General features: G+C 64.6%; 20 protein-coding genes and 1 riboswitch. Of the genes, 7 read left to right on the top strand and 13 right to left on the bottom strand.

The genetic code is table 11. From position 1 onward, the window contains the following. The first annotated feature begins 160 nt into the window (after window positions 1-160). The 3 genes from AC13FW_RS14695 (at window position 161) to AC13FW_RS14685 (ending at window position 4242) form a co-directional block, all read left to right on the top strand. The gene (locus AC13FW_RS14695) at window positions 161-2176 is read left to right on the top strand and encodes a M2 family metallopeptidase (protein WP_313172970.1); all 2016 of its coding nucleotides are present in this window, start codon (window positions 161-163) and stop codon (window positions 2174-2176) included. A gap of 183 nt (window positions 2177-2359) precedes the next feature. Beyond that, entirely contained in the window at window positions 2360-2962 is a 603-nt protein-coding gene (locus AC13FW_RS14690) for a hypothetical protein (RefSeq protein WP_482989572.1), read from the top strand. A 53-nt stretch (window positions 2963-3015) separates the two neighbouring features. After that, window positions 3016-4242: a hypothetical protein gene (locus tag AC13FW_RS14685; RefSeq protein ID WP_482989571.1), complete on the top strand. Its 1227-nt coding sequence runs from the start codon at window positions 3016-3018 to the stop codon at window positions 4240-4242. Window positions 4243-4374: 132 nt separating this feature from the next. On the opposite strand, the gene AC13FW_RS14680 is transcribed toward AC13FW_RS14685, so the two are convergent. Genes AC13FW_RS14680 through AC13FW_RS14665 form a run of 4 tightly spaced genes read right to left on the bottom strand, consistent with a single transcriptional unit; the run spans window position 4375 to window position 9077 of the window. Beyond that, window positions 4375-6237, bottom strand: a complete 1863-nt coding sequence (locus AC13FW_RS14680) for an energy transducer TonB (protein ID WP_482989570.1) — start codon at window positions 6235-6237, stop codon at window positions 4375-4377. After that, window positions 6234-7634: a hypothetical protein gene (locus AC13FW_RS14675; RefSeq protein ID WP_482989569.1), complete on the bottom strand. Its 1401-nt coding sequence runs from the start codon at window positions 7632-7634 to the stop codon at window positions 6234-6236. The genes AC13FW_RS14680 and AC13FW_RS14675 overlap by 4 nt, the downstream gene beginning before the upstream one ends. Window positions 7635-7638: 4 nt before the next feature. Next, window positions 7639-8394, bottom strand: coding sequence for a PP2C family serine/threonine-protein phosphatase (locus tag AC13FW_RS14670; RefSeq protein WP_296248144.1), 756 nt, complete (start codon window positions 8392-8394; stop codon window positions 7639-7641). Between the two features lie 2 nt (window positions 8395-8396). Next, the gene (locus AC13FW_RS14665; protein WP_296248142.1) at window positions 8397-9077 is read right to left on the bottom strand and encodes a vWA domain-containing protein; all 681 of its coding nucleotides are present in this window, start codon (window positions 9075-9077) and stop codon (window positions 8397-8399) included. A 297-nt stretch (window positions 9078-9374) separates the two neighbouring features. On the opposite strand from AC13FW_RS14665, the gene AC13FW_RS14660 reads away from it, so the two are divergent. Then, window positions 9375-9773 (top strand): hypothetical protein, encoded by a 399-nt coding sequence (locus tag AC13FW_RS14660; protein WP_482989568.1) that lies wholly within the window; start codon window positions 9375-9377, stop codon window positions 9771-9773. 285 nt (window positions 9774-10058) lie between these two features. Here AC13FW_RS14660 and AC13FW_RS14655 read toward each other — a convergent pair whose 3' ends face one another. Together AC13FW_RS14655 and AC13FW_RS14650 are read right to left on the bottom strand one after the other, a co-directional pair. Beyond that, a complete protein-coding gene (locus AC13FW_RS14655; protein ID WP_481508869.1) occupies window positions 10059-10475 on the bottom strand; it encodes a hypothetical protein in 417 nt (138 codons plus the stop codon). A gap of 74 nt (window positions 10476-10549) precedes the next feature. Next, window positions 10550-11770, bottom strand: a complete 1221-nt coding sequence (locus AC13FW_RS14650; RefSeq protein WP_296248134.1) for a multidrug effflux MFS transporter — start codon at window positions 11768-11770, stop codon at window positions 10550-10552. A gap of 335 nt (window positions 11771-12105) precedes the next feature. Then, window positions 12106-12214, top strand: a riboswitch (glycine riboswitch). Window positions 12215-12325: 111 nt separating this feature from the next. Here AC13FW_RS14650 and gcvP point away from each other — a divergent pair. Next, the gene (gene gcvP, locus AC13FW_RS14645; RefSeq protein WP_482989567.1) at window positions 12326-15190 is read left to right on the top strand and encodes an aminomethyl-transferring glycine dehydrogenase; all 2865 of its coding nucleotides are present in this window, start codon (window positions 12326-12328) and stop codon (window positions 15188-15190) included. Window positions 15191-15269: 79 nt separating this feature from the next. Here the strand turns inward: gcvP and AC13FW_RS14640 are convergent, their stop codons facing one another. From AC13FW_RS14640 to hflK, 7 genes are all read right to left on the bottom strand, one after another. Next, window positions 15270-16781, bottom strand: coding sequence for a S1C family serine protease (locus AC13FW_RS14640; protein WP_482989566.1), 1512 nt, complete (start codon window positions 16779-16781; stop codon window positions 15270-15272). Between the two features lie 142 nt (window positions 16782-16923). Next, window positions 16924-19587 (bottom strand): M1 family metallopeptidase, encoded by a 2664-nt coding sequence (locus AC13FW_RS14635; RefSeq protein WP_482989565.1) that lies wholly within the window; start codon window positions 19585-19587, stop codon window positions 16924-16926. 86 nt (window positions 19588-19673) lie between these two features. Further along, window positions 19674-20405 carry an AraC family transcriptional regulator gene (locus tag AC13FW_RS14630; RefSeq protein WP_296253793.1) on the bottom strand — a complete coding sequence of 244 codons (732 nt, stop codon included), beginning with the start codon at window positions 20403-20405 and terminating at the stop codon, window positions 19674-19676. A gap of 262 nt (window positions 20406-20667) precedes the next feature. Next, entirely contained in the window at window positions 20668-21960 is a 1293-nt protein-coding gene (locus AC13FW_RS14625; protein ID WP_282273389.1) for an adenylosuccinate synthase, read from the bottom strand. A gap of 245 nt (window positions 21961-22205) precedes the next feature. Continuing rightward, on the bottom strand, window positions 22206-22391 hold the full coding sequence (locus tag AC13FW_RS14620; RefSeq protein ID WP_482989564.1) for a DUF2065 domain-containing protein: 186 nt from the start codon (window positions 22389-22391) through the stop codon (window positions 22206-22208). 157 nt (window positions 22392-22548) lie between these two features. Next, window positions 22549-23412 (bottom strand): protease modulator HflC, encoded by an 864-nt coding sequence (gene hflC, locus AC13FW_RS14615; protein ID WP_282265868.1) that lies wholly within the window; start codon window positions 23410-23412, stop codon window positions 22549-22551. Then, complete coding sequence (gene hflK / locus AC13FW_RS14610) at window positions 23409-24515, bottom strand: FtsH protease activity modulator HflK (RefSeq protein WP_482989563.1); 1107 nt, start codon at window positions 24513-24515, stop codon at window positions 23409-23411. Before hflK ends, hflC begins: the two co-directional genes overlap by 4 nt. A gap of 297 nt (window positions 24516-24812) precedes the next feature. Here hflK and AC13FW_RS14605 point away from each other — a divergent pair, with 297 nt between their 5' ends. Both AC13FW_RS14605 and pilH read left to right on the top strand, forming a co-directional pair. Beyond that, window positions 24813-25808: a YhdH/YhfP family quinone oxidoreductase gene (locus AC13FW_RS14605; protein ID WP_482989562.1), complete on the top strand. Its 996-nt coding sequence runs from the start codon at window positions 24813-24815 to the stop codon at window positions 25806-25808. A 92-nt stretch (window positions 25809-25900) separates the two neighbouring features. Continuing rightward, the gene (pilH, locus tag AC13FW_RS14600) at window positions 25901-26284 is read left to right on the top strand and encodes a twitching motility response regulator PilH (protein WP_062166594.1); all 384 of its coding nucleotides are present in this window, start codon (window positions 25901-25903) and stop codon (window positions 26282-26284) included. Window positions 26285-26481 lie beyond the last annotated feature (197 nt).

Raw genomic sequence — 26481 nt, 5'->3', positions numbered from 1 at the left:
CCCCCCCCCCGCCCCCGCCCGCCCCTCCGCCCCCCACGCACCCCCCCCCCCCCCCCCCCCCCCCCCCCCCCCCCCACTACAGGGGTGCATCCCTTTCCCCACTTGCGGCCCGGCCGCTGCCCCACTAGCCTTCGCCGGTACTTACAAACCGGGGTTTGCTGTGAAGAATCGTCATTTGGTCCTGGCCGCCGCCGTTGGCGTGGCCGTGCTCTCGCTGGCTGCCTGCAAAAAGGACGCCGCCACCGACGCCGCCAAGCCGGCCACCACCCAGGCCGCACCGGCCGAAAGCGCCGACCAGTTCATCGCCCGCGTCAATGCCGAATACAAGGCCATGTACCCGGAAATGACTTCGGCCCAGTGGCTGTCGTCCACCTACATCAATGACGATTCGGCCCGCGTTGCTGCCAAGGCCAACGAGCGCTGGCTGACCGTGCTCAATGGCTGGATCGAGCAGGCCAACAAGTACGACGGCCAGCCGATGAGCGCCGACACCAAGCGCGCCATCAGCCTGCTCAAGCTGATGACCTCGATGCCCGCCCCGCGCGACCCGCAGAAGCTGGCCGAACTGGCCGGCATCGCCACCAAGCTGGAAGGCGACTACGGCGCCGGCACCTACTGCGTGGGCGAAGGCGACAACAAGAACTGCCGCCAGCTCGGCGACCTTGAGAAGGTGCTGGCCACCTCGCGTGACTACGACAAGCAGCTCGATGCCTGGCAGGGCTGGCAGTCCACCGCGGTGCCGTCGCGTGCCAACTACCAGCGCTTCGTCGAACTGGTCAACGAAGGTGCCCGCGAACTGGGCTATACCGATGCCGGCCAGATGTGGCGCAGCGGCTACGACATGCCGGCCGACCAGGTCGGCCCGGAAACCGACCGCCTGTGGGAGCAGGTCAAGCCGCTGTACGAGCAGGTACATTGCTATACCCGCGCCAAGCTGGACAAGGAATACGGCAAGGACAAGGCCGAGGTCGGCGGCGGCATGATTGCCGCGCACCTGACCGGCAACATGTGGCAGCAGGATTGGAGCAACCTGTGGGACATGACCGCGCCGTACCCGAACGCGGGCAGCCTGGACATCACCGCCGCGCTGGAAAAGCAGTACCAGACCAACCTGAGCGCCGCACTGGCCAAGGCCGGTGGCGCCGACCCGGCAAGCCGCTTCAAGGCACAGCGTGAGGCCGAACTGGTCACGGCCCGGCAGATGACCGAGCGTGCGCAGGACTTCTACGTCTCGCTGGGCATGCCCAAGCTGCCGGAGAGCTACTGGCAGAACACCCAGTTCATCAAGCCGTTGGACCGCAACGTGGTCTGCCACGCCAGCGCCTGGGACATGAACATGGGCGGCGATGGCAAGGACGTGGGCCCGGACGTGCGCACCAAGATGTGCATCACCCCGAACGAAGAAAACTTCACCACCATCTACCACGAGCTCGGCCACATCTACTACGACCTGGCCTACAACCCGCTGCCGCCGTTGTTCCAGGGCGGTGCCAACGACGGCTTCCACGAAGCCATCGGCGACACCATCGTGCTGGCGATGACGCCGAAGTACCTCAACTCGATCGGCCTGGTCGGCGCGCAGCAGGAAAGCCGCGAAGCCACCATCAATGCGCAGATGCGCATGGCGATGTCGGGCGTGTCGTTCCTGCCGTTCGGTCTGATGATCGACCGCTGGCGCTGGGGCGTGTTCGACGGCTCGATCAAGCCGGACCAGTACAACCAGAAGTGGTGGGAACTGAAGGCGCAGTACCAGGGCGTGGCCCCGGCCAGCGCACGCGGCGAAGAGTTCTTCGACGCCGGCGCCAAGTACCACGTGCCGGGCAACACCCCGTACCTGCGCTACTTCCTGGCGCGCATCCTGCAGTACCAGTTCTACAAGGGCCTGTGCGACGCGTCCGGCTACACCGGCCCGCTCAACGAGTGCAGCTTCTACGGCAACAAGGAAGCCGGGCAGAAGTTCTGGGCAATGCTGAGCAAGGGTTCCAGCCAGCCGTGGCAGGCCACGCTGAAGGAACTGACCGGCACCGAGAAGCTCGATGCAGGCCCGATGCTGGAATACTTCGCACCGCTGCAGGAATGGCTGAAGCAGCAGAACGAAGGCCAGATGTGTGGTTGGCAGGCAGCGGCTCCGGCTGCTGCTCCAGCAGCCGCACCGGCGCAGCCGTCGGCACCGTAAGCGCTGCAACTGAAGATGCACGCAAAGGGCGCCGCAATGGTGCCCTTTGCTTATCCGCTCGCAGCATCTGCGTCGACACCAGATGCGACCCACAGCTGACCAGCACATCACGATCAGCCATGCGCCCGCCTTGACACTTCGTCATGCCATGGCATGGTTACCCGGCACCTTCGGGAGATACGGATGAACCTCGCAGCAGGCCTTGTCGCACTCGCCATCCATTCGGCGCTGCCCGGCCCGGCGCTCGCGACCGAGAGCAGGGGTACCGGGCAGATATCTCTCGGCATCACCGATGCAAGCAGGACGCTAGGCCTTGCATTCACACCGCCGGACGAAGAAGGCTGGACAAGGAGTGGTTCGGGAACCAGTACGACGCTCAGCTGGAATGCGGAATCCGCTTCGGACAACCGCAAGATCGAAGCCTATATGACCACGCTTGATGCACCGATATCTCCGTTATCCGGCTACATCAGGACCATCAAACGCAACCTGGAACAAGGCTACGCAAGCAGCCCCCGCTTCAAGATCAGCGCACTCCAGGTGAGCGAGTATCCTGCAGACCCACGCTGCGCAAAGATCCATCTCCTGCTCGAAGCGCGACAACCAGCAGCGGATGGGCAACGGCAATGGAGCGAACAATACGCACTCTCCTGTGGCTCCCTGCAAGCCAAAGGCGTTGGCTACGAATTGCGCTACTACCATCGCTACACCGATGACAATCGCGATCCCGGGTTTGAGGCAAACGCCAATGCCGTGCTCGGCAGCCTGAGCATCGAAGGCGGTTGATGGCGTGAGCGTCTGAGCCACGTGGATGAACGGCAGCCACGCCAAGGATGAACATGGACAGTAGAAACACTGCAACAGACAACAGCGTTGACGCTCCACTGACCGGGCCCGGCAGCTACCCGCTGGACCTCACCGGCCCCGGCAGCCACACCCTGGTGCGTACGCTGGGCGTAGGCAGCCTGGTGATCGCACCTACTGCAGCTGCGGGCAAATCAGATCTCCAGGTTGCCCCTGACCTCAGGATCAACTGGGCAGTCTTCACTCCATTCGCCACACCGGCCGGCTCACCCTGGCCGCGGGTGATCCACTACACAGGCAACGATCAAAGCATCTTCAAGTGGGCCCATCAGCGCCCCATCGAGCAGCTGACCTGGGTGCCTGGGCTCGACACCGATACCGTGGTCGATGCAACCGGATCCAACATCCGCACCCTCGCGATTCAACTGGGGCAGACGGAAGCACAGCTGCAGCTGCTCCTGCCCGGGCAGGAAATCGCAGCGAATCTCCACCTCGGTGTCTCCGGCGATATCAGTCGCTTCTCGGCGCAGGGACCACTGCCCCGCTCCCTGTCGCTGGCCCCGGAAACTGGCTCGCGCAGGGAGACCACTGCGTTCCAGCTACCGGACATGGGCGAGCTGCATGGCGTCCATGACCTGATGCTGGTCAACAAGCCGATGGCTCGCCCCATCTCGCTGAAATGCCTGTCACGCTTCAAACATCTGAAGTCGCTGAGCCTGCATGGCAACTTCGTCGACCTTGAAGCACTTGCGGCACAACCACAGCTGCAGGACCTGCAGCTGCGCTACATGCCGTCATTGGCAGGCCTGCCAGCGCTGAGCTGCTGGCCCACGCTGGACGGTTTCATTGCCTTCAATGTCGAAGAAACCGCAGGCAAGCACCTGCGCCAGCAGTTGAAGGCCCGCAGCCAGCAGCGTCCGTGGAGCGGACATGCGTCGGTATCGCAGTTGCGCAAGCCAGCATGGTGGGAAAGCGAGTTTGGCCGTCCGTTCTCGGCCTGGCCAAAGCGCTCGGCCAAGCTGGCCAATGAGGCGTACGACAGCGCTTTGGCGGCATTGGCAGCTGCACGCACACTTGCCGACGCGGAGGCCGCCCTTACCCGCTTCAGCGTACGCTTCAATACGCTCAAGGGCATCGAAACCTCCGAACGCGACGACCTCGGCGAGGCAATCTGGCAGCTCGGCCGTTCGGAGCATGCCCTGCGCCTCGGCGTAAACGATGATCTCGCGCAGCAGTGGTTCGACGCAGCGCGCGACTATTGAGCAGGGTTGCGGACGACAGCCATCGCGATTTTCCCTTGCGCCACCACGGCGATTCCTTCCGGCATGCGATCACCGGACAAGCTCAACGGTGAACGTGAAACAGCAGATGATCCTGCCACTGCAATGCCGCGCTCAAGGACCACGAAACTCCACCGGCACCTGCAGCGTCACCGTGTCCACCTCCGACGTCGCAGCCCCTGGACTCACATGCCAACCCAGGGCTGCATCACGCGCCGCTTTATCGAGCGCTGCATGGCCGCTGCTCTGCGCAATGTCGACGGCCTGCACCCGCCCGCGGCCGGACAGCGTGATCGACAGCAGCACCCTGCCCTCGGCCGATGCGTTCAATGCCTGCCGCGGATAGCGCACCGGGTTGGATCGCGCCTTTGCCGCCACCAGCATGCCAAGGAACTCGGACGCACCAACGCCTTCGGGGCGCTCAACGATGGCAGGCTCGGTGTCGGCCTGTTTCGGCGCCGGCTTGAACACCACTGCCACCCGACGGCGCTCGCCCGCAGCAGCCACCCTGCCGACGGCTCGCCAATAGCGCGCGGCGTTGCGCGCCCTGGTATCCAATGCCGGGTCACCACTGCTGTGTTCGATCAGCACCGAGCTGATGGCGCCGCTTTTCAACACGTCGATGGCCAGCACCAGGTAGGTCTCCTTGACCACACCGGAAGGTGGCAGCGTGACCGGCGCATGCATGGCCGCAAAACCCGATGCAGGCAGATCCACCACCACCTCGCCCCGCGAAGCGAACAGATTCGGGGGCGACGGCGGCGACGGAGGCGGTTCGGCCAGCAGGCCACGCCCTGTTGCCACGGGCAACGCTTCGGGCAACGCTCGTTCGGCGCGCAGGCGATCGCTGGCCAGCGCATCCGGGTTCGGAGCCTGCGCGCTGCCACCGCTTTCTTCCCAAGGCAGCACGGCTACCCGTGACGACAGTATCGCCAGGCGTTGGGCGGAGATCTCCGGCAACCGATTCACATGCAGCTGCAGTTCGGTCCGAATCATGCGGTGGTACGTCTGGACCAGGCTGGGCTGGGCGCCTGCCGCGCCATCACCGCGGGTGAGCATCTCGGCAGTGACCAACGCACCGAATGCCAGTTCCTCGTCCGAATCCACAACGATGGCTGCGTAGTTCTCCCACAACGCAGCCGTCATCGGCTGGTAGCCCAGCAATGCTTCCTGCAGCGACACGATATCGCGCAGGCGGGTATCGAGTGAGGGAGCAGGCGCATCCGCAGCATCGGTTGCAGCCTGCAGGCGCAATGCCGTGCCCAGCTCGCCAAGCCTGTGGGTCAACAACTGCATGCCGCTGAATGTCACCTCGGGCACCGCCGCCCACATTGCCTCCAACGCCAGGCCGCGCTCGCGCCGTGCATCAGCGGCGTTGGCCGGATCGTCGGCGGCCCTGAATCCTGTCAGGAAGCGCTCCTTGGCCCGCTCATACTCCAGCCGCTGCTGCTGGCGAGGGGGAAGCTGGCGCTGGTTCGACCACCGTCGCAGTTCCTGCAGGGCGGCATTGGCCTCTTCGCGGTTGCCGCGTGCGGCGTCACGGGCTATCTCCACCACTTTTTCGGCGGCGTCGCGCTCGTAGGCACTGCGTGAATACCAGGCGATATCATCTGGCCTGCGCCCGGAGGCCGCCTCAACCGTGTCCATCGACATGATGGATGAAGACACCTTGCGCGCCGGTGCCTTGCCGGTACCAAACAGCACCAGCGAGAACACCACCATCGCCAGCACCGCTGCGGCCAGATAACCAACATCGCGGTCGAGCCACGCCACCCGCAGCAGCGAAGCCACCGCGGCCAAGCCACCGAGGATCACACCTGCACGGAATGCCAGCATCCCGTCACGCGGCGTGCCGCTGGAAAGCTGGCTTCCAACCCAGACGATGCCATCAAATGCCAGCGCAGCAAGCAGTCCCCACAGCGGCGCCAGCAGCAACATGACCACCAGGGCGACCAGCAATCCAATGGCGATTTTCATGGCCGCTTGCCCTGGATCAGCACCGGCACGAACACCACGAACAGCAGGACCGCAAACAGCAGCAAGCCGCCTTGCATGCCCATCATCATTGCATCACCCCAGCTGGGGTTGGCTGCCGCCTTGTATCCGCGATAAGCCGGCATGCCCCAACTGATCGCCCAGCCAAGCAGCAAGGGCCCGACTATCGCCATCAGCAGACGCACGCCCAGCCCGGGGGGGGCCGCCGGATGTGCAGCTTGCACGGGCATCGCATGGCCCTGCACTGGCTGCACAGTGCGCGTGCCGGTGGCACGTGGCCGCTGCTGATGCTGCGCCTTGGTAGTCTTGCGCGTGGCCCGTGCCTTGGTCGCGCGTGCACTATTGGCCAGAAGGGTTTTGCGCGCGCAGGCCGCGCACGGCATGCCGCTGAAATGCTGGTGGCTTGCGTCCTTGCCGCACTTCACCAGCATGCCGGCGCTGCATCGCGCATACGATTGCAGCAGGCTTGCCCACTCCTCCGCCGACGGCCGTTGCCCCGGCCGGTCAGAGAAAGCGCGGTCGAACATCTGCCGCAGTGCCTCGGGGAACGCCTGATGGCCACTGACCGGTGATGGCTGCAGACGCATGTTGCCGCGGCCGCGACCGTAGGGATAGAGATTCGCCGCGATGCGCCCGGGAAGATCGCTGGGCACGCTGGCGTCCTGCGGACGCCCGCTGTAAGGATGCAGGCCCGAGTTGAGCAGCTGGAAAACCATCACCGCCAACGCGAAACGATCCTGTGCCTCTTCCTGCCCGGCCTTCACCCCACGCTGCTGGAATTCCGGCGCCAGGTAATCGGTGGTCACCTGCCAGGCAGGAAAGCGTTCGTCCTTGCCCTGGATGCTGAAGCCATCGCAGTCCAGCATCGCGATGAACAAGGACTTGCGATAGAAACGCACGTTGAGTGGTTTGAGGTCCACCACGTAATGCTGGCGACGGTGCAGTGCCGCCAACATCACCGCCAGATTGGCGGCCAGGGCCGCCTTCGCACCCAACGCGGTTGGCAGGCCTTCAGCGCGCGCCTGCCGCTCCTGCAGCACATGCTCCAGGTCGCTGGTGGCGGCAATATCCAGCACCGGCATGCTGAAGCCGATGAAACGGCCACTGCGATCGTGCAGCAGCCCGGTCGGCCAGGCGATCTGCACATGGCGCACACCCTTTTCCTGCACATCCGGCAGGTCCGGGCTGAGCTCCAGCATGGCCTTGAGCTTGCGCTCGTAGACGCGCGTTTCGACGCTTGGGTGATAGAGCTTGGCGACCTCGAGCGGCCGTTCCTTGAGCAGGAACACGCTGCCGGCACCGCCGCTCTTGATCAACCTGCCAAGCGTCAGCGGTGCGCGCCGTGCATCCTGGATGGTTTCACCACTGCGTGCCGGCATGTGCTCAGCCCGGCAATGCAAGCAGCAACGTCTTGTCGTCGCCGGTTATCTGGTCGGTGCGCGGATCCGCCAGGGTCGCCTGCAAGGCCTGGCTGCCCTGCGCTTCATCCACGCCGCGCAGATAACGGATCACCGGGCCGATGAACGGCTGGAACAATTCGCTGCCATCGCGGTTCATCGCGAACGGCTGCACGCCATCGGACATCAAAACGACCGCCTCTACATCGCCTTCGAAACGCATCAGCCGCAGCTGCTGCTGCCAGTTGTCGCCGGTGACGAACCAGGTTTCGTTGGCGTACTCGCCGTTGGCAGGCAACGACACCGCCGTCGCCTGCGGCTGCGCGAACGCACATGCGGCGACACCATCGCCGACATGGAAGAACCAGCCGCCACGCGCTTCCGCAACCGCCCCGACCAGCGTGCAGGCATGGTCGGCCAGCCGCAACCCCTTCGATACCGAGGCCATCGCCAACTCACCGCGCGCATCATTGACCGCGCGTTCGATGATCGCGCGCAGCACATCCACGCCCAGCTCCAGCGGTCGGCTGCCCAGTGCGGGATGGGCCGCCACCGCGGACACCACGGCACTCGCCACATGCTGGGCCCCCACGTCGCTATGCGACGCCGAGCCGGCACCGTCACAGACCGCAGCAACCAGCACTGGCCCCACGCAGGTGGAAGCGAACGCATCCTGGCAGGGCTGGCCCCGATCCAGGTGCGAGCGTCCGGTGGCAGAAGCCGCCACCACGCGCCACGCCATGGTCAAACCGGCGCCAGCGACCAGGTATCGGTGGACGGCAGTTGCACCTGGCCGCCCGGTGTCGAGTTGGACACCACCCGCATGCTGGCGCTGAGCCACAGGAACAGTTCCTTGAACTGCAGGCCCTGCATGCGCTTCACGCCACGTTCGCCGTTGCGGCTGAACTGCGCGAGCACGGCCACCTCAGCATCACCAACGCCGATCGGGAACACGGCCACACGGTTCTGTGCCTCGCTGTCGCGGCAACGCTCGGCGCTGGCTTCCCAGGCATCGGTAGGCAGGCCGTCGGACATCAGGAACAGCCATGGCCGCGTATAAGCCACACCGGCATTGCGGAAGCGCGCTTTCTCGTCCTCGATCTCCTGCAGCGCAAGATCCACGGCTGCGCCGGTCGGCGTGGTGCCATTGGCCGACAGCTGCGGCGCAGTGAAATCCATCGCGTCGCACCAGTCACCAATGACGCTGGCACTGTCCATGCCGCCGTACTCGATCACCAGCACGCGCACGCGCTTGGCGGCGATCACATCGTCCTTGAGCTGCTTTTCCAGCAGCTTCAGGCCGGCATTCAACTGCTCGATCGGCGCGCCACCCATGCTGCCGGAACAGTCCAGCACCAATACCAACGGGGTGCGCTGCTCGCTGTTGTCGACCAGCGATACGTCAGGAATACCTGCTACGGACATCAGTAGTGCCTCCATGCTCAAAAGAACGTCGTCCGATTGATTATAGCCACAACGTCGATTTCAGCCTTTCATATCCGTCCCCATACCATCCGCTACCGACTGCATCCACGGCCTGCTTACTGCCGCCGCGCGCCCAGCATCGCGGGCACGGCAGCTGCCGCAAGCGGGCGGACTACGGGCCGCGTCGCTGCGCTACCATCGGCGATATCGAGGACATGGCTTCCCTGCCGGTCAGGCATCAACCGGTCTTTCCCTCGGTTCAATCCGCCATCCGGCGGCACGACAGGAGTACCTGGCATGACCTGGATCATTGCTGTTGCTCGTTGGCTGTTCGCCCTGTTCTACACCTACGTTGGTGCCAGTTGGTTCTCCTATAGGTTGTTCGGCACTGCATGGCCGGACCACAAGGAAGCCCCCGCCGCCAAGGCACTTACCACCGCGCTGACCGATAGCGGCATTGTTGATCCGTTGATCGCCGGTAGTTGCCTGGCGGGCGGCATCCTGCTGCTGTTCCAGCGCACCGCGCCCCTCGGCATCGCCGTACTTGCACCGCTGGTCACCGGCATCTTCATCTTCCACCTGTTCCTCAACCACGATTGGCCGTGGGGCACCTTCCACTTCTGCTATCTCGCGGCCCTGGCATGGCTGCACCGCAGCGCGTTCCGGCCGTTGTGGAACTACCAACACCCCCGGTAGTGCCGAGCCATGCTCGGCAGGGACTTCACCGATGGAAAAATGTAATGCAACGGACGCTCGGCGAGCTTCGCGGCTTACGCCGCTCCCACACAAGCCAATCGCCCCCCTGTAGTGCCGAGCCATGCTCGGCAGGGGCCTCACCGATAGCAGTCATGCAAAAGCACTGACGCTGTACGGGCTTCGCGGCTTACGCCGCTCCCACAGGAACAGGGGTGCAGGCCACGCTCGCTACAAACGACAAGGGCGCCAATGGCGCCCTTGTCGGTATCAAGCTTGTACGCAGGCTCAGTGCGTGCCCGCAGCCGCCTTGCCCACCGCGCCCAGCTCGCCGGCCAGATTGCGCTTGTAGGTATCGAAATCGATGCCCTGCTCCGCCGCTTCGGCATGCGCGGCGTCCTTGAGCACATCGGAATACATCAACCGCACTGGCGTGTCGTTGTTCTCGTGCCATTCTGCGGCCTGCATGATCAGCGCCAGCACGCGTGCGGCGCTGGTGGTTTCGCCGGCAATCTTGCCATCCATGCCCAGCACCCATTCGCCATCACGGCGGACGATGCCGGCCAGCAATGCACGGTGCTGGTCGCGCAGTTCGGCATGCGGCTCCACTTTGGCCTTTACCGGCGGATTGGCTTCGGCCTGGTTGCGTGCGCGCTCGGCCAGCTTCTTCTTCGCCTCGCGGCGGCCTTTGGATTGGATCGACATCAGTTGTTCACTCTTTGAACGGCCGCCGGTGATGGCGGCGCGACTATTGTCCCCGATGCGGGGGTGAATTCGTGTCAGGACGCGGTTTCGTCACGCTGGGCCCGCTGGCTCATGCGTTCCCACTTCCACATCGCCCAGCTGCCCAGGCCAAACAGGGCCGCACCGATGGCCAGGCTCAGGCCGCTGCGGCTGAGCATCGGCGACAGCACGCCAGCAATGATGGCGTTGGTCACCAGGGTGCTGAATGCCTGCATCGACGAGGCCGTGCCGCGCTGGCGCGGGTACATGTCGAGGATCGCCAGGGTCAGGATCGGGAAGATCAGGGCCACGCCAAACGAGGTCAGGGTGAACGGCAGCACCGCCCACGGCACCGTCATCTCGGTGGCGAAGGCGTTGTAGCTGATGTTGTAGATGGCCGCCACCGCCATGAAGCTGTAGCCGATGCGCACCGCGCGGGCACCGTCCATGCGCCCTGCCGCGCGGCCGGAGGCATAGGCGCCCAAGGCCATGCCACCGATGGTCGGGATGAACAACCAGGCAAACTGGCGTTCGTTCATGTGCAGCAGGTCAAGCACGAAGGCCGGCGCCGAGGCGATGTACAGGAACAGGCCACCGAAGCCCAGCGAGCCGGCCAGGGCCAGGCGCAGGAAGCGCGGGTTGATGCCGATGCTGATGTAGTCCTGCAGCAGGCGCTTGGGGTGCAGGCTGAGCCGTGCATGCGGCGGGTGGGTTTCCGGCAGCCAGATGCAGGTGATCAGCAGCAGCAGCGCCGAGAACCCGACCAGGAACCAGAAGATGCCCTGCCACTGCGTCCAGCCCAGCAACCAGCCACCGATGATCGGGGCGATGGCCGGGGCAATGGAGAAGATCATCGAGACCTGGCTCATCAAGCGCTGGGCATCGTCACCGTCATACAGGTCACGGATCACCGCGCGGCCGATGATGTAGCCCACGCCGGCCGACAGCCCTTGCAGGAAGCGGAACAGCAGCAGGGTGCCCATGTCGGTGGAAAGCGCACAACCGACGGAGGCAGCGATGAACACCACCAGCCCGCCGATGATCACCACCTTGCGGCCGAGCGCATCGGACAGCGCACCGTGCACCAGGCTCATCAGAGCATAGGCCAACAGGTAGACGCTGATCACCTGCTGCATGGCCAGCTTGTCGGCGCCCAGATCGGCGCCCATGTGCGGGAATGCGGGGAACACCGCATCGATCGCGAACGGACCGAACATCGACAGACCGGCCACCAGAATGGCGATACGGCGCAGTGAAACCTGCTTGTTTGCTTCCATGGCTTTCAATAACCAGCAACGGCACCGGCGCGGGGCCGATGTGGGGTGGGGACAGGATGAACAGGACCGGGCGCGACGGCGCTCCGCGGCCATGATGCGTCAATTTGTCCGGACATTCACCCACTTCAGCCAGCGGTTCCGGGATGCCCGGCCGTACGCGTGCAACGCGCGGGATTGAAACCGGGATGCAGATGGTAATCCAAGCCGCTGCGCGGGTCTGCCCCGGGCCTTTACCGGGCTATAATCGCTACGCTGTACGAACAAGGTGGGAGAAGCGGTTCACCCCGCTGCCGAAGGCGCAAACGCCCGTAATCGCTCAGGCCCGATACCACCCGTAGCAAAACTCTGGAGAGACCGGTTCAATCCGGCGCCGAAGGTGCACGAAGCGCACGATCCTCGTCGCGTCGCTTCCAAACTCTCAGGCAAAAGGACAGAGGGGCGCGAGGTAAGCCTTTGCTTGCCGGCTGTGGTGGCGCGCGTGCGCGGCACCCGGACGGTAACCGGGCAGACCTGGCTCACCGCCCCTGCCCTGCATGCCTTCTCCGGACGTCAGCCATGACCCAGAACACTCTTTCGCTGCGCGAACTCGAACACCATTCCGCGTTCGTCGACCGCCACATCGGCCCCAACGACGCTGAAATCGCGCAGATGCTGCGCACCGTTGGCCACGATTCGCTCGAAGCACTCACCGACGCCATCGTGCCGGGTTCGATCAAGTCGCCGGCGCCGCTGGCGCTGCCCGAGTCGCTGACCGAAGTCGACGCGCTGGCCAAGATCCGCGCCATCGCTGACAAGAACAAGGTCCTGCGCAGCTTCATCGGCCAGGGCTATTACGGCACCCACACGCCGAACGTGATCCTGCGCAATATCCTCGAGAACCCGGCGTGGTACACGGCATACACGCCGTACCAGGCGGAAATCTCGCAGGGCCGCATGGAAGCACTGATCAACTTCCAGACCATGGTCGCCGACCTGACCGGCATGGAGATCGCCAACGCCTCGCTGCTGGACGAAGCCACCGCCGCCGCCGAAGCGATGACCCTGGCCAAGCGTTCGGCCAAGTCCAAGTCCAAGGTGTTCTTCGTGCAGGACAGCGTGCACCCGCAGACGCTGGAACTGCTGCGCACCCGCGCCGAGCCGATGGGCATCGAACTGTTGATCGGCAAGCCGGCTGACGCACTGAGCGCCGACACCTTCGGCGTGCTGCTGCAGTACCCGGACAGCCTGGGCAACATCGGCGACTACAAGGCGCTGGTCGAGGCCGTGCACGCCCGTCAGGGCCTGGTCGCCGTCGCCACCGACCTGCTGGCACTGACCCTGATCGCCGCCCCCGGCGAATGGGGCGCGGACATCGCCATCGGCAACAGCCAGCGTTTCGGCGTGCCGTTCGGTTTCGGCGGCCCGCACGCCGCCTTCATGGCCTGCCGCGACGCCTACAAGCGCTCGATGCCGGGCCGCCTGATCGGTGTCTCGGTCGATACCGAAGGCAAGGCCGCGTACCGCCTGACCCTGCAGACCCGCGAGCAGCACATCCGCCGCGAGAAGGCCACCTCCAACATCTGTACCGCACAGGTGCTGCTTGCCGTGATGGCCTCGATGTACGCCGTCTACCACGGTCCGGAAGGCCTGCAGCGCATTGCCCGCCGCACCCATCGCCTGGCTGCCATCCTCGCCGCCGCACTGCGTGGCAAGGGCGTTGCGGTCGGCAACGACTTCTTCGACACCCTGCACATCACCGGCGTTGATTCGGCTGCGCTGAAAGCCAAGTCCGAAGCCGCCGGCATCAACCTGCGCATCATCGACGCCGGCTCGGTCGGCATCAGCCTGGACGAAACCGCCACCCGCGCCGACGTCGTCGCGCTGGGCCAGCTGTTCGATGCCAACGTCGATGTGGACGCGCTGGACGCCAGCACCGCCGACGCGCTGCCGAAGGCTCTGGTACGCAGCAGCGAGTTCCTGACCCACCCGGTGTTCAACACGCACCACAGCGAGCACGAAATGCTGCGCTACCTGCGTTCGCTGGCCGACAAGGACCTGGCGATGGATCGCACTATGATCCCGCTGGGCAGCTGCACCATGAAGCTCAACGCCACCGCCGAGATGATCCCGGTGACCTGGCCGGAGTTCGCCAACATCCACCCGCTGGCACCGGCCGACCAGGCGCAGGGCTACAAGGAACTGATCGACGGCCTGGAAGCGATGCTGGTCGAATGCACTGGCTATGACGCAGTGAGCCTGCAGCCGAACTCCGGCGCGCAGGGCGAGTACGCTGGCCTGCTGGCGATCCGCGCCTACCACCGCTCACGCAACGAAGGCCATCGCGACATCTGCCTGATCCCGGACTCGGCGCACGGCACCAACCCGGCCTCGGCACAGATGTGCGGCATGACCGTGGTCGTGACCAAGACCGACAGCAACGGCAACGTCGATGTCGAAGACATCCGCCGCAACGCCGAGAAGTACAGCGACCGCCTGGCCGCGATCATGATGACCTACCCGTCCACGCACGGCGTGTTCGAGGAAGAAGTGGTCGAGATCTGCGAGATCATCCACAAGCACGGCGGCCAGGTGTACACCGACGGTGCCAACATGAACGCCCTGGTCGGCGTGGCCAAGCCCGGCAAGTGGGGCTCGGACGTGTCGCACCTGAACCTGCACAAGACCTTCTGCATCCCGCACGGCGGCGGCGGCCCAGGCGTTGGCCCGTGCGCGGTGAAGTCGCATCTGGCGCCGTTCCTGCCGGGCAAGCTGGGCGACAACGGCCCGGTCGGCATGGTCAGCGCCGCCAGCTTCGGCAGCGCCTCGATCCTGCCGATCAGCTGGATGTACATCACCCTGATGGGCACCGCCGGTCTGCGCAAGGCAACCCAGGTTGCATTGCTCAACGCCAACTACATCGCCAAGCGCCTGGCCCCGCACTACGCCACGCTGTACACCGGCCGTAACGGCTTGGTGGCGCATGAGTGCATCCTCGACGTGCGTCCGCTGGAGAAGACCTCCGGCATCGGCGCCGAGGACATGGCCAAGCGCCTGATCGACTTCGGCTTCCACGCCCCGACCCTGAGCTTCCCGGTTGCCGGCACGCTGATGGTCGAGCCGACCGAAAGCGAATCGCAGCACGAGCTGGACCGTTTCATCGACGCGATGATCCAGATCCGCGAGGAAATCCAGGCCATCGAAGACGGCAAGCTGGATCGCGAGGACAACCCGCTGAAGCACGCCCCGCATACCGCAGGCGCGGTGTCGGCCAGCGAGTGGACGCATGCCTACCCGCGTGAGCTGGCAGCCTTCCCGCTGCCGTCGCTTAAGTTGCAGAAGTACTGGCCGCCGGTTGCCCGCGTGGACAACGTGTACGGCGACAAGAACATCATGTGCGCCTGCATTCCGGTTGATGCGTACAAGGAAGATGTGGAAGCCTGATCAGGCAACCGTCGGTGAAACGGAATGGCCCGCGCAAGCGGGCCATTTCATTTGCAATCCCCCTGCTGAAAATGCAGGCCTACTGTGCTGGCCAGTCGAAAGCCCGGGCATTTCCGCCATCGGCCTTGCTCATTTCCCGCGAGCGCGCCTCGATCTGCTCGCGCGAGCCATTGCAGAACAACATGGCATTCTGCAGCCCGCCCATGTACTTCTGGCTGGCGGAGATGCACATCGTTTCGCCCGGGAACACGCTGGAGCTGTCCTGGCAGTAGGCCTGCTGGTTGCGCCAACTGCCCGGATACGCCTGCTTGGCCGCTGTGTACAGCGATGCCAACGTTGCCTGCAGCGTCGCCGGGTCCGCATCCGCCGTTGGCTGCTGGCGTATCGGCGTGCGCAGCAGCAACGCCGGCTTGGTTCGCTGTACCGACCCCAGGCAATACAGCGCAGCAGGCACCTCCGCCGCAGGTCCCTTGCCGGCCTCCGCCCCGCCAGTCGGCGCATCCACCTGTTCGGCAATCGCGGCGGCAGGCTGGCCCGGCATTACGATCTTCAGGCCCTGCTCGCGCCCGGCTCGCCATACCCGCACAAGCACATCTGAACCAGGCGCAAGACGATTGACCATGGCCGGCAGCTCATCCGGCTTCATTAGCGCCTGCCCATCCATCTCAAGCAGCACATCCTTTGCCCGGATTCCGCCGACTGCGGCCGCGCTACCCTCGGCAACCTCGATGACCCATACACCGCGCTGAGCATCCAGCCCCACCGCCTGCGCCAGCTCGGCACCAACCACACCAAAACGCACGCCCAACCGACCACGTTGCACGCCAGCATCGCCGGCAACCGGTGTCGCTGCAGCAGGCGACCGCACTGCCTGCTGGTCGCCCGGTACCCAGCGCACCACGTCGTATTTTGCGGTGAATCCGCCAATCAAGCGGCGGTAATCCTGTTCGGCCCTGTCCGCTTCGGCACGGGTGTCGTAAGCGAAACAGTAGGCAGCTTCAGCAGGGATGCCTGCGGCCTGCGCCACCGGTTTGAACGCCTCACGATACGTCCCAGCCTGCTCCAGCGCCGCAGCCAAGGCACGATCGCCTGGCACCGATTTCTCGAAGACGCCACTGCTCACGGTCAATGCGGTAACCAGCCGCCCCGGCACATCGGTGGCAGTTGCATGACAACGGAAGAAATGCGGCTGGGCCTGGGTGACGCCGACAGCGGCAAGTACGTCGGCAGGTAGTGTCCATGGCACGTCATGCCATTTGCCCACCTTCACGAACAACGTGCGTTTGTCCCACAGGCCGTGCTGTTCTTCGCGGAGGGCTTCTGCTTCGGCCCGAGTGCGCATCGCCACGCAGCTTTTCTCGCCTGCTCCGCCGAGCCCTGCCACGTGGCGATGAAAGGCGCCGGCGACGCGATTGACCGCCTCCATGTCCAGGATCGATGCATTGAACTCGAGTACCGGCGATGCCCAGACGCGCGCCGGTGTATGGCCGGTATCGGTGACGGTGCAAAGAACGTAGCCGCCCGCCGACTGCGCCGCCGCCAATGGCGACAGCCCCAGTGCGACAAACGCCAGCAAGGCAAGACGATGCATGTTCACTCCCCCGTGATGCGGAGCCCCCTCCGCACCGGTCTGATTGACCGGCGAGGCAGTGTGCCACGAATCCCGATGGCCTTTAGCGGGAAGGCGACCCCGGGAGCCCGCCTTTTGAGCATCGTGCGAGGTAAACCCAGGATCAGTACCCCTGCTTCTTCAACCAGGCATCCACCTGCGGCTTGCGCTCTGCGCGCAGCCGCAGCTTGGTCTGGATCCCGGCAATCACCGTCTCCGCATCACGTCGCGAGGTCGGTGCGATATGTGCATCGGCAAATGCCTTGATCTTGTCCACCATCTGCAGGTTGTCGGCACTGCGGCCCAGGCCCGGGTAATACCGCGCACGTGAAGTACTGTCGACCAGCGTGTCCACCTTCTCGCGATTGGCAACGGCGAAATCGAACGCAAGATCCGCATGCTCGCGCGATACGCCACCAATCATGCCCGCGCTATTGGTCGCACCCGGCTCATCGGTCAGCGCCATGTCCAATGCGCGCTGCGCCAACGCTTTGTCCTTGGGCAGGGCCAGCAGGCCGTAGTACTGGTCACGCACCATCGCCGAGGTTTCCTGCTTGGCCAGCATATGCAGCTTGTCCCAGGTCGCCGTGTCGGCATTGCGTGCCACCACACCCAGCACACTGCTGCGCAGGTCCGGAGACAGCGAATCCGGCTTGGCCAGGAAGGTATCAAAGCGACGCTGCGCTTCGGCAATCACCTGCGCATCGTCCAATGCTGCCAAAGTGCCGATCAATCCACTGCGCAATTCCTTGGTCTGCGCCGAGTCGGTGTCCTTGCCGTCCCAACCCAGCGACTGCAGCACTGGCGACAAACGCGAACGTGCGTAACTGCGGAAAGCGGCCTGCCGCGCGGTATCGCCGTCGAACATGCCGTCGATGCCGCTCAATGTGCCGGCAGCCATGTCCCATAGATCGGTCGGCGCATCGGCACCGATCTTCGCCGTCAGATCCAGCAGATCCGCATCGGGCTGCAGGCCGGCTGCGGCCAGTGCACTGGTATCCATCATCACACCGAGCTGGTCGACCACCGGCAACTTGTCGAAGCCCGTGCTCAGCGCCTTGAACTGCGTCGGCGCATACAGGGTGCGGTAATAGCCCTTCTGCCCGGCATTGACCAGCAGCGGCCCAGTGCATCCCGGCAGCTGTACGTTGGTATCACCGTCAACCAGCGTGTGCACCACCTCACCATTGCCCACGCGCAGACTCACCGGCACGCGCCAATGCAGCGGCTGCTTGTCCTTGCGATCAATCGTGTACTCGCCCTGGCCCAGCTTCACCTGGGTGTTGCCAGCGACGCAGCTGCTGCTGGCACGAATCAAGGGCACGCCCGGTTGCAGGGTGAAATCATGCGCCACTTCCATGAAACGTTTGCCCGGAGCGGCCTTGTCGATTTCGGCCCAAAGGTCATCGGTGACTGCATTGCCGTAAGCATGGGCAGCGATGTAACGGCGCACGCCATCACGCCATGCATCGGCGCCGACGTAGTCCTCGAACATGGAAATCACCGCCGAGCCCTTGCCATAGGTGATGCCGTCGAAGGCCTGGCTGGCCTGCTCCACCGTTGCCACGTGCTGCACGATCGGATGGGTAGTGACGTAGGCATCGCGTCCCATCGCGCCGCGACTGGTATGCGCGGCATCGACGTTGTTGATGTCCCATTCCGGGTGCAGCTTGCGGGTGGTGCGCGCCTCCATCCACGACGCGAAACCTTCGTTGAGCCAGAGGTCATCCCACCACGCCATCGTCACCAGGTTGCCGAACCATTGATGCGCGATTTCGTGTGCGGCAATCGAGAACACCGCCTTCTTGTCGGAAACACTGGACACGGCCGGGTCCAGCAGCAAGGCGTATTCAAAGGTGAAGATCGCCCCCCAGTTCTCCATTGCACTGAAGAACTGGCTGCCGCCAGGTGCGGCGACGTTGTCGAGCTTGGGCAGCGGATACTTCACGCCAAAGTAGTCGTTGTATTCACGCAACACTTCCGCGCTGCCTTCCAGCGCGAACTGCGCCTGCTCGACCTTGCCGGTCTGCGCGATCACACCGATCTCGGTGCCGCCTTCCTTGACCGTGGCGCGATCGAATTCACCGCTGGAGAAGAACAGCAGATAGGTCGACATCTTCGGCGTGGTCTGGAACACCACCCGCTTCAGGCCCTTGCCCAGCGACGTGCTGCTGGCCACCGGCATGTTGCTGACCGCCATCTCCGCTTCCGGTACGGTCACGCTCAGGTCGAAGGTGGCCTTGAAGCCCGGCTCATCCCAGGACGGAAGGAAGCGGCGTGCATCGGAGTTCTCGAACTGGGTGAACAGCGCGCGCTTCTTGCTGCCGTCAGCCACCGGGTAATCCAGCGCGAACAGGCCATTGGCCTGGGTATTGATGGTGCCGCTGTAGTCGATGCTCAGCGTGTAGCGACCCGGCCGCAGCGGCGTGGCCACGACGAAGCTTACGGTCTGGTTGGCCTCGTCCACGCTGACCGTGGTTAGCATTGGCTTGCTGCCACCGGCCGCCTGCAGCTGGCTCCTGCCGAAGCGCATGCCCGCTGCCTGCAGCACGATGCTGCTGGTGGGCTGCAGCACTTCCAGATCGATGCTGACTTTGCCGTCGAAACCCATCTGCGCGGGGTGCGGCGTGATCTCCACCCGGTAATGATCCGGACGTGCGGTACGCGGCAGCTGGGTGGTGGTTTCGTTCTTGCTCACGCCGGCTGCTACAGGTTCGGCAGCAAATACAGCCGGTGTGGCAATGCAGGAAAGGGCGATACCAATGGCAACAACAAGGGAACGGCGCATCAAAGCTCCTTACGGAAGGTCGTGGGCGAGACGCCCATCAGCTCCGCATCATCTGCCCCTCTATCGCCGCCCAACACCGCCGGAAGTCATAGCTCCGCGCGTGCGGCTTCCTGCTGCGCGCGCTCGGCGATCATCGCCCGATACTGGCGCGGTGCCATGCCGACTTCCGCTTTGAACTTGCGGGTGAAGGCGCTCTGGTCACTGAAGCCGCAGGCCTGGCCGATGCTGGCCACGCTGTCCTCGCCGTGCAGCAGATGCAGCGCGATCTGGATGCGCAGGCGTGTCAGCACCTGCTGCGGGGTCATCTGGAACACTTTGCGGAACGAGCGCTCAAGCTTGGACAGCGAGAAGCCGGTGATATCCAACAAGGTCTGCATGCGCACGTTTTCGGCGTAATGCGTATTGAGGTAGTCCAACGCCAGCCGCAGCGGCTCGTATTGCGACTCCAGGCCACCGCGCTGGCCCAGATCGCGGGAGATGCCGATCAGGCCGACAACCTTGCCGTTCTCGACGATGGGCCGCTTGCAGGTCAGGCACCATCCCGGCTGCTGGTTGGGGAACAACTGCAGCTCCATCACGTTCTCGATCACTTCGCCGGCCAGCACCCGCGCGTCCTGTTCGGTGTAGGCCTCGCTCATCCCGACCGGATACAACTCGTCGGCACGCTTGCCGATCGCATCACTGCGCGACTTCATGCCCAAGCGCTGCATCATCGTCATGTTGACGTGGGTGTAACGCCCATCGATGTCCTTGGCGAAAAACAGCACGCTGGGAATGGCGTCGAACAGGGCTTCGATTTCGGCAGGGTCAATACGCATCGGGGCAGTCAGGCTGGCAGCGGGGGGCGTGCCCAGCCATTCTAGCCAGTGCTGCGCTGCCTGTAGTGCCGACCCATGGTCGGCAATGGGCGTTACCGGTAATGCACCTGCCGACCATGGGTCGGCACTACGGGTTTGGCTTTATCGGTAATGCCCCTGCCGACCATGGGTCGGCACTACGGGTTTGGGCTTGTCGGTAATGCCCCACAACGACAACGCCCCGCTTACGCGGGGCGCTGGCTGTTACATCACGGCGCGGCTATCAGCCCCACGGATCCTGCAGGATCATGGTGTGGTCGCGGTCCGGGCCGGTCGAGACGATCGACACCGGGCAGCCGGCCAGTTCTTCCAGCGAACGCAGGTAGGCGCGCGCGGCCGGCGGCAGCTTGTCCCACTCGGTGATGCCGTGGGTGTTTTCGCTCCAGCCCGGGAACTCCAGGTACACGGGGGTGCATTCTTCCCAGCCCTGCGCATCCAGCGGGGCGTATTCCGAACGCTTGCCACGGTATTCATAAGCGATGCAGACCTTCAGCTTTTCCATGCCATCGAGCACGTCGAGCTTGGTGATGCACAGGCCGGAGATACCGTTGATGGCCACGGCGCGCTTCAGCGCGACGATGTCCATCCAGCCACAGCGACGCGGACGGCCGGTCGATGCGCCGTACTCGGCGCCACGGTCACGGATGCCCTGGCCGATTTCATCGTCCAGCTCGGTCGGGAACGGGCCGCCGCCAACGCGGGTCGCGTAGGCCTTGGCGATACCCAGCACGTAGTCGATGGCGTCGGCGCCAACGCCGGCACCGGCCAGTGCACCACCGACGGTGGTGTTGGAGCTGGTGACGTACGGGTAGGTGCCGTGGTCGATATCGAGCAGAGCGCCCTGCGCGCCTTCGAACAGCACGCGCTTGCCCTGCTTGCGCAGGTCATGGCAGATGCCGGCAACGTCGGACTTCATCGGCTCGACGTATTCGCCGAAGGCCAGTGCTTCCTGGTACACGGTGTCGAAATCCACCGGCTCCACGCCCAAGTACTTGGTCAGCACGAAGTTGTGGTAATCCAGCGCGGCACGCAGCTTTTCAGCCAGCTGTTCCGGGTAGTGCAGGTCGGCGATGCGGATGCCGCGACGTGCAACCTTGTCTTCATAGGCCGGGCCGATGCCGCGACCGGTGGTGCCGATGGCCTTGCCACCAGCGGCCTTCTCACGCGCCTGGTCCAGGGCGATGTGGTACGGCATGATCAGCGGCGCTGCCGGCGAGATCTTCAGGCGCGAACGCACTTCGACGCCGGCCGTTTCCAGCTCTTCGATTTCCTTGCGCAGGGCGGCCGGGGAAATCACCACGCCATTGCCGATCAGGCACAGCGCGTCATCGCGCAGGATGCCTGACGGAATCAGGTGCAGGACGGTCTTCTTGCCGTTGATGACCAAGGTATGGCCAGCGTTGTGACCACCCTGGAAACGAACCACTGCGCCGATTTCCTCGGTCAGCAGATCGACGATCTTGCCCTTGCCTTCATCGCCCCACTGGGCGCCGAGAACGACAACTGATTGACCCATGACGGGTAACTCCTGAGTTTGCTGCGACCATCGGGGCCGCGGACGGGGCCGTGCGCTGCGCTGCGGTCCGCCATCATGGACGCCCCATCGGGGAGCATCCGGCAAACGCCAGGGCCATACACGGAAAAAGCCGAACGGGGCACTCCAGGAGGAGTAAGCCCGACCGGCTTTTGTGGATTATCCGGGTTTTGTCTGACAGCTACCACCCCTGCGAGTACAGGTTGGTACGGACGTCAGGGTTTGGTTCAGTGGCGGACCCACCACAGGACCGCCAAGCCGATGAGCAGCGCCGCAGCGCCCATTCCGCGCAGGGATGCAGCGGGCTGTTCCAGCATCTGCGCCGCCATCCGCTTCCACGCCAAGGGCGCGATGAACAGGAACAGGCCTTCGATGATGGCAACGAGGCAGAGGGCGGAAAAGAGGTCTTGCATACGCTATCGCCATTGCCTTCTCCCCGCGGGAGAAGGTGCCCGTAGGGCGGATGAGGGTGCGGGCGAAGCCCATCGAATAAGGGGCATCAGAGGCGTCCCGCCCCTTACCCTCACCCCAACCCCTCTCCCGAGGGGAGAGGGGCTAAAGGTCAAGCGATCAGCGATCGCTCTTCATGTACTGCAGGAACGGATCGTTCTTGTCGAGCACGATCACGCCGTTGCCGTCGGTCATCGAGGCGCGGTAGGCCTCCAGGCTGCGGTAGAAGGCGTAGAACGACGGATCGGCCGAACCGGCCTTGCCGTAGATCGACGCGGCCTGGGCATCGCCCTCACCACGCAGCTGCTGCGCATCACGTTCGGCTTCGGCCACGATCACGGTGCTTTCGCGGTCGGCCTGGGCGCGGATGGTCAGCGACTGCTCCTCGCCCTCGGCGCGCAGCTTGGCGGCCTCCTGCTTACGCTGGGCGCGCATGCGCTCGTAGACGTCGGCAATCACCTGGCTGTCGGTCGGCAGGTCGATCTGCTTGATGCGCAGGTCGATGATCTCCATGCCCAGGGCGGCAATCGCCTCGTTGATCGACTTCAGCTGGCCGGCAATCAGCTCACCTCGGTCACCGGACACCAACGCCTGCAAGGTGCGCGAGTTGATCTGGTTACGCAGCGAGTCGGTGATGATCGGTGCGAGGCGGGCGTTGACGATCTTGCTGTCGCCGCCGGTAGCGCGGTAGTAGGCGCGCACGTCGGAGATCCGGCCAATGGCGAAGAAGTCGACGCTGACGTCCTTCTGCTCGGCAGTGAAGTAACGCGCCGGGGCGGTGTCCAGCACCTGGAAGCGACGATCGAACACGCGCACGGTTTCAACCAGCGGCACCTTGAAGTGCAGGCCCGGCTTGATGTCGGCACGCACCACCTTGCCCAGGTTGAGCACCATGGCGGTCTGGTCTTCGCGGACCACATAGACCGAACCCAACAGGCCCAGCAACACCGCGACGAGTACGCCGATAACGACTGAATTTTTCATCGGCCGGCCTCCTCACGCGATGCCGAGCGCGAGACCGAACGGTCCGCGTTGCGAATGCTATCGGTCGCCGCCGGCAAGGCCGGTGCCACCATTTCCGGGGTCAGCTGCGGGGCGATGCCGGTCTTGCTGGCATCGGCCGGCATCGGCACGTAGATCAGCTGGCGACCGTCGCCACCGATGACCTTGCGGTTCTCGGCCAGCACCTGCTGCACTGTTTCCAACCACAGGCGCTTGCGGGTGACTTCCGGCGCGTTCTTGTACTCCCCCTGCAACAGGGTGAAGCGGCGGGCGTCACCTTCGGCGCGGGCGACGATGGCCTGCTTGTAGCCTTCGGCGGTGGTACGGGCACGCGAGGCCTGGCCGCGCGCTTCGGGTACAACCTTGGCGGCATAAGCCTGGGCTTCGTTGATCAAACGCTCCTTGACCTGCTGGGCACCGTTGACCTCGTCGAAGGCCGGCTTCACTTCTTCCGGCGGACGCGCATCGGGCAGGGTCAGGCCGGTCACACTGAGGCCGGTCTTGTAGGTCTTCAGCGAGGCCTGCAGGCGCTGCTCGGCGACCACGGCCAGCGGGCCACGGTTGTTCAGCACGGTATTCAGGTCGGCTCGGCCAACCTGCTCACGCACGGCGCTCTGCGCGGACTGTTCCAGCATCTGGTCAGCATCAACGGTACCGAACAGGTACTCGCGCGGGTCGTCCACGCGGTACTGCACGTTGACCGATACGTTGACGATGTTCTCGTCCCGGGTCAGCACCGGCACGTTGCTGCTGAAGGTCTTGATCTGGGTCGCATTGACCTTGACCACCGATTCCAGCGGCCACGGCAGCTTGAAGTTGGGGCCCGGCTGCAGGATGCGCGAGTACTCGCCGAAGCGCAGGACCACACCGCGCTGCTGTTCGCCGATCAGCTGGAAGCTGGAGAACAACAACAGCAGAGCCAACGCGACCAGCACCCAGCGCCAGATACCGCCATCAAACAGGTCGCGCAGCGGACCGGGCAGTCCACCACCCCAACCTCCGCCATTGCCGCCACGTGGCGTACGCGGCGCGCGGTTGTTGTCCGCACCACCACCGCTGTTGCCGCCGGGTGTATTCCAGGCCATGCATGCTCCATCTGTAAGGGTCAGGCTGCGGGGGCTCCCGCCGAGGACCTGACCATCTATCGAATCCCGATTCTAACAAGGCAGACTCTGAACAGGTTCGGGGCTACCTGAACGGAAAGTTTTACCCACTGATCAGCGAGCCAGGTAGCTGATCCGGCGGTGCGAGCCCCAGCCAAGACGGGTCCCGCGGTATCCGTGCAGGCCCCTCCCGGCACCTGCTCTGAATAGGAATAAGGGCAGACCCGCCTTTTCACAACAGTTATGGTTGCACTCCCCCGTTCCGACGCAGGCCTACCGATGTCCCATACCGCCCCGTTCACCGCCTTCCGCATCCACAACGACGACGCGGGCTACCGCAGCGGTCCTGAACAAGTGGGCCTGGACCAGCTGAGCCCGGGCGAGGTGGTGATCCGCGCCCGCTGGTCCTCGGTCAACTACAAGGATGCGCTTGCCGGTACCGGCAAGGGCAAGATCCTGCGCCGCTTCCCGCTGGTTGGCGGCATTGATGTGGCCGGCGAGGTGGTCGCTTCCAGCGACCCGGCCTTCCGCGAAGGCGACCAGGTGCTGACCACCGGCTGCGGCCTGAGCGAAACCCGTGACGGCGGCTACAGCCAGTACGTGCGCCTGGAATCCAGGTGGGTGATCCCGCTGCCGGCCGAGCTCAGCCTGCGCGAGGCCATGGTGCTGGGCACGGCCGGCTTCACCGCCGCGCTGGCACTGCTGCGCATGACCGACAACCGGCAGACCCCGGCCCACGGCCCGCTGGCGGTCACCGGCGCTACCGGCGGGGTCGGCTCGCTGGCGGTGGATATCTTCAGCCAGGCCGGCTACGAGGTGCACGCGATCAGCGGCAAGGCCGAGGCGGCCGACTACCTGACCGCCATCGGTGCCAGCCAGATCCTCGGCCGCGATGCCCTGGCCACCACCCGGCCGATGGAATCGGCGCGCTTTGGCGGTGGCCTGGACAACGTCGGCGGCAGCATGTTGACCAGCCTGCTGGCGCAGACCAGCCCTTATGGCAACGTGGCGTCGGCCGGTCTCGCTGCCTCCGGCGAGCTGGACATGACGGTGATGCCCTTCATCATCCGCGGTGTCTCCCTGCTCGGCGTGGCTTCGGCCGGAACTGCCCGCGACATCCGCGAGCAGGTCTGGCAGCGTCTGGGCAGCGACTGGAAGCCGCGTCACCTGGACCGCATCTGTACCCGCGAAGTGGGCCTGGATGGCCTGCCCGAGGTGTTCGCCACGATGCTGGAAGGCAAGTCCTTTGGCCGTACCGTCGTAAGAATTGATTGACGGCAGTCACATGAACTTCCCCGGCGTGAAGGCAGCGACTTCACGCCAGCGCCGCGCCAGCACTACACTGCCGCCACTACTTGGGGAAAAACATGGCGCGTATCCTGATCGTCGACGATTCACCATCGCAGTTGATGGGCATCCAGCGCATTGTGGAAAAGCTGGGGCATGAGATTTTCACAGCGACTGATGGCGCCTCCGGGGTGGAGGTTGCCAAGCAGGTGTTGCCGGACCTGGTGCTGATGGACGTGGTGATGCCGAACCTCAACGGGTTCCAGGCAACGCGCACGCTCAAGCGCGAGGCGACCACGCAGCACATCCCGGTGATTCTGGTGACCACCAAGGATCAGGACACTGATCGCTTGTGGGGCATGCGCCAGGGGGCGAAGGCGTACATCACCAAGCCGTTTACCGAAGACGATCTGTCGGCGGTGATCGCGCAGGTATTCAGTGCCGAGGCGCCGCCGGTTGGGTGATGCTGCTTTCTTGGGGAAAGCTGTTTGGAAAGGCGGGCTTTGCCCGCCTTTCTTGTTTTTGGTTGTTGGGTTTGCTTTGGGTTTGCTTGCTAGAAGCTTGCCCTCCCCCCAACCCCTCTCCCGCAGGCGGGAGAGGGGCTAGTGCGTTAGCAACCGACGTGATCCGAGCCCCTCTCCCGCGCGCGGGAGAGGGGTTG

It is taken from the genome of Stenotrophomonas sp. 21LCFQ19, from assembly GCF_056861425.1.
Note: the sequence above shows the minus strand (reverse complement) of the source record. Positions and strands in the feature narration are given on the sequence as shown.